The organism is Pseudomonas sp. 05N434, from assembly GCF_056396965.1.
The window spans coordinates 1-4,458 of the sequence record NZ_JBFTMK010000505.1 but is presented as its reverse complement, the minus strand read 5'-3'; the positions used below and the strand labels follow the sequence as shown (position 1 = coordinate 4,458).

The 4,458-nt window shown below is 48.6% G+C and carries 5 protein-coding genes and 1 pseudogene; 4 read left to right on the top strand and 2 right to left on the bottom strand.

Annotated features, from left to right (window positions below; all coding sequences use genetic code 11):
* Both AC1DLB_RS24555 and AC1DLB_RS24550 read right to left on the bottom strand, forming a co-directional pair.
* A pseudogene (locus tag AC1DLB_RS24555) lies at nt 1-757 on the bottom strand (AAA family ATPase); the annotation flags it as partial.
* A complete protein-coding gene (locus AC1DLB_RS24550; protein WP_477785797.1) occupies nt 736-1,434 on the bottom strand; it encodes a hypothetical protein in 699 nt (232 codons plus the stop codon). The pseudogene AC1DLB_RS24555 and the gene AC1DLB_RS24550, both read right to left, overlap by 22 nt.
* A 1,195-nt stretch (nt 1,435-2,629) precedes the next feature.
* Between AC1DLB_RS24550 and AC1DLB_RS24545 the strand changes: the two genes are divergently transcribed.
* The 4 genes from AC1DLB_RS24545 to AC1DLB_RS24530 all read left to right on the top strand — a co-directional run.
* Nucleotides 2,630-2,812 carry a hypothetical protein gene (locus AC1DLB_RS24545; protein WP_007940783.1) on the top strand — a complete coding sequence of 61 codons (183 nt, stop codon included), beginning with the start codon at nt 2,630-2,632 and terminating at the stop codon, nt 2,810-2,812.
* Between the two features lie 315 nt (nt 2,813-3,127).
* Nucleotides 3,128-3,448 (top strand): YbjQ family protein, encoded by a 321-nt coding sequence (locus AC1DLB_RS24540; protein WP_018925235.1) that lies wholly within the window; start codon nt 3,128-3,130, stop codon nt 3,446-3,448.
* 148 nt (nt 3,449-3,596) lie between these two features.
* Complete coding sequence (locus AC1DLB_RS24535; RefSeq protein ID WP_007940781.1) at nt 3,597-3,791, top strand: hypothetical protein; 195 nt, start codon at nt 3,597-3,599, stop codon at nt 3,789-3,791.
* Nucleotides 3,792-4,138: 347 nt separating this feature from the next.
* Nucleotides 4,139-4,458 (top strand): bacteriocin (locus AC1DLB_RS24530; protein ID WP_477785796.1); only part of this gene is annotated, 320 nt, incomplete at its 3' end.

The window sequence follows — 4,458 nt, the reverse complement described above, 5'->3', positions numbered from 1 at the left end:
GCATTATATTTGTTTGATCTAGGATGTGTTGAAGCTCCTTTCTCTTGGTTTTAACCATTTGATAGGTTTCTTCAGGCACTGGACGAATGCTACTTATGTATTCTTCAGCAACACCGGTTAGCGAATAAAGCCTTCCTTCTCCATCTTTTGCATCCGTCCCGGATTCAAGCATGCTGGAGTTGTGAAGTTGGTGAAGTGCCTCTTCTATTCTTACGTCGGTTTCATTGTCTAGAAAAAATCTTAATTCTACTGCGGATACTGGTTTTCGCAAGCAGGCAATTATGGATATGACACGCGTCTCAACTTCACCTAGTTTGTCATAGAGGTTTTCAAAGCAAAAGCGTAAGGCGTCTTTGAAGTTTGTGCTCTCTTTGTTTATTAAGTCGGCAGGGCTATTTCCTGCAGCTACGGCCAGCACATACCACTTTATAAGCAAAGGGTTGTTGTGAAGTCTCTTGCATAGCTGTTTTAGTTGTTCGGACTTCTTCTTTGATATGCTGTCAAGATTCAATAGTCTAGACATGTTTCGCATTAGGTCTATAGATGGTTTGTCATCTAGTTTGTCAAGTTTGTATCTGTATTCTATTTCCCCTAAACCTATCCTGGTAGTAATCAGTACCCGTGAATGATGGGGTATGTTTGCTAAAAAATCCCTTACTTCTGTGGAGTTGATTGTTTCAAGGTTGTCGATACAGAGTAAGGTCCTGAATTCTGACATGTACTCAGATATTTCATTTAGTGCGTTCTGTATAGGCATCTCTGGGCAAGAGCCGTTTTTCCAATGCCTCCTTCACCTACTATTGAAATTACGGAGGTGTTGGATGCGAGTAATTTATTTATCGATTTTCTGTCATTATCCCGTCCCATGAAGCCGGTGTCGTCAAACTCGGTCAAGGGGAGGTTGTTGTATATTGATTTTTTGTTCGGTTTCCAAAAATCAGGAATTGAAAGTGAGAGTGCATATGATGGGTTATTTAGGTTCCTTATTGCTTCGTTTATATTTTTCCAATCTAACCTCTCGCCGGTTTCAATTAGCTGTTGAGTGAAGTCGAGAAGACTGACGAAGTCATTGGGTTCAAGGGGTCTTGAGTGGCAAACTCTATTTCTGCACTTTGAAAGTTTCTCTAGGCCAACAGTGATGTCTTTGAGTTCTTCTTCAGAAAATATTGTTTGAGTTTTTGAGATTTTATTAAGGATCTTGCTGAGGTCATAAAAGTCTATGAAGTCTAATAGTTCGGATAGGTCCGATTCTTTTGAAAATACTTCTTTTTTATGGTCTAGATATCTTGCTTTGGCAGTTGTTGCGACATCTTCAGGTAGTATTTGTGTGTAGTCGTCAAATTCTTGGAGAGTTAATATATTTCGCAAGTCTGTTTCAATTGAAGAAATCAACGAAAAGCAAGACATCCGTGTGGCGTAGTTGCGACCAGTCATTATTTATTCCTTTGGTGTAATCGTTTGTCTATAAATTTTAAAATTAAATATTGGCGTTCGGCAGTCGTAATAATATTCATCGGTTGTATCCTCCGTGGATTATGCATTCCCCTGCGGTGATCGACATCTCTCCTAAGGGCAACCCTTCCGTCTTTCCATCCGTAGTTCCTCACGGTGCACCAGGATCAGGAGTGGCAATTTAACATCTGGAGCGCGCTGTCGTCCCCCCACCTCGCCTGCGGGCTAAATAGGTCTTTTTTTCTGCACTGCTGCGGTCCACTGGACGCCGCTAAGGCTGGGCGCCTGGTTCGCAATTTGAGGGCGTTGGAATCCTGCGAAACCCTGCGAGGGTAGGGGCGGTGGCCGAATGGTCTGGGAGCGGACTGTGGGCTTTTTCAGGAAAGGCGTCGGAAAAAGGTAATTTTGTAATGTGGGGCTGGTGACACGGCTGAAAGCCACGGATTCACTGGTTTTGACGGATTACTTAATTAGGTTATTTTTAGTAATGTGTCAGGTAATTTTCTTGTAAGTCATTGATTTATAAGGATGTTATTGTGATGAAAGATTACCTTTAAGAAAAGTAAGTACATTACCTTAAAATTACTTGGATCTTACCTTTCCGCTTTCCTCTGAAAGCCTTTAAAACCAAGGCTTGTAGCCAATCATCAGGCTTGCCTTACCAAAATTACTCCTTTCCGATGGTTCACCCAAAAAACACATCAAGCCATACGTGCCTGGTCGTCTTCAGTCGCACATACATATCCATGGGAACGCCATGGGAATACTTGCGCGCTAACTATCGCCGCGAAACCCTTATAAACCGGGGCATGATTTGTCGAAAACCGCGATCGGGTGCTTTCGAATCTCTCCTTCACCGCCAAATTCGATATACACAAAACCCCTGATTTCGAGAGAAGTCAGGGGTTTTGTGGTTTCTGGCGTCTGGATTTTATGCATGGCGGTATCAGCGAAGGCGCTTCCGAAATTGATGTAGGACGATGGATAGGCGTGTGGGAAGCAATGCTGGAAAGCCATATGGTTTGGGGGCTTTCATAGGTTTTGGCACCTCGCATGAGCCGCATCGGGAGGGGGTATTCGTTTTGCGCCTTTAAGGTACAAAATGACCCAAAGGGCAGTGCACACGACGCGCCCCATTATCCGGAACGGACGCACGCAGGTTATGCAGGAATTCACCATGAAGCAGGCGGAGTTGGAGAAGGTTCACGTGGAAATCGTCAAGCTGATGGCTGAGCAGCGCAAGCTGAATGCCGAAGCGGGCAAGATGACCCGTGAAACTTTTTGGTACCCGGTAGCTGTTGCGACTGGCTTGATCGGTACGGTGGCGACTGTTACTGCGGTGTTGATCAAGCTGCTCTGACCCCCTGATTCTTTCGATGCCGTGAAAGGCTGATTCAYCTCGCCTAGCGATCCGTTCGGTGCGAGTTTTTTGTGTATGAAGGGATTCATGAGCGATTTACTCGATTTCATCAGTGCGCTGTGCCAGGTATCCGATTGGACGCCATCACGCCCCAGGCGGGTATTTTCACGAAGGTTCGTGTTCTTTATGGTGCTTGTAGCGGCATTCGAGTTGGTATTACTCAACCATTACTGGGGGTAATCCAGTTCCGGGCTTTTTGTTTTCATCACCTGGCTACCGAGGAATAATGCGCGCTTCTATGAAGAAGGACATCTCATGATCACCACCACAACCCACACCATCGAAGGTCGGCAAATCACCGCCTACCTGGACATCGTCAGTGCCGAGTCGGTGCAGGGCGTTAACGTGATTCGCGACATGTTCGCCGGGATGCGGGATTTTTTCGGCGGGCGTTCTCAGACGTTGGAGCGGGCATTGAAGGAGGCGCGGGTTCAGGCGACCGAGGAGATCAAGGAGCGGGCGCGGGTGCTTCAGGCGGATGCGGTGGTGGGGCTCGATTATGAGATCAGCATGCCGGCCGGCAAGGGTGGGATGGTGGTGGTGTTTGTGACCGGGACGGCGGTCAAGCTGAGGTAGGTTGCTCGGTACTGGCCATTCGTCGGGCATGTAACGATCTGAATCACAAGTCTGGGAATGACCGGCTAGTCTCAAAAACCAGGGTGGTCGATATTTTTCAGGCAAAAAGGGCTTGCCGGTATCGACCCGTTTTGAGAGGAGCGAAGATATGGCTGAGCCGTATATCGAAGACGACGGTGCAGAGTTTCCAATCAATGATTGCGTGCAGTGTGGTCAGACGGACTATGTGCCGAGCTTCGGCGAAGACCGTATCAAAATCAACAAAATCAAATCTGCAGTGCCTAGGACCCGAGGGCCGAAATCGAAATTTATGCCCAAGCTGGGGGCGCCCTCCAGGAAGTAAACCGATCACAGCACGAACCCCGTCATTGAGCGGGGTTTCTTGTTTCTGAAGGGCAGGAAGGGTGGCTCGGTGGCAATGCCGAGAAATGTCCTACAACTTTGCGAGCACTGGTATTTTTTTCACAAACTTTTCACACCGGCCTCCGTAGGCTCAGCTCATCCGTTAGAAAGCAGTACCCTGGCCCGTCTCCCCAGCGGGCTTTTTTTTGCCTGTCATAAAACCTTTTGCATAAACGCTGTCCAACCGTCGCCATTGGCGAGGTTGTTCTGGTTTTGTGTCTGGACTTTCCCTCCGCTAAAGCATTCAATCTCCGGCCTTTCGGTTCCCCTTTTTTTGAGGTTCTTGTTATGCGTTTGACACTGCCTGCTCTGGTTCTGGGCCTTTTGGTTGCTCAAGGTGCGATGGCTGCCGGCGACGGCACGGCCGCGCTCGGTGGTGGTCTGGGTGGTGCGTTGGGTAACGTGGTTGGCCAAAAAATGGGCGGCAGCACTGGCGCAGCGATTGGTGCTGGCGTAGCGGGTGCAGCCGGCAGCGCTGTTGCCGCACGTAAAGGCAGCCGCACCAAAGCGGCCATCGGCGGCGGTGTTGGCGCGGCGGGCGGTTCGATAATCGGTAACAGCCTGGGCGGCAAGAACGGCTCCACCATTGGCGCAGGCCTGGGTGGCGC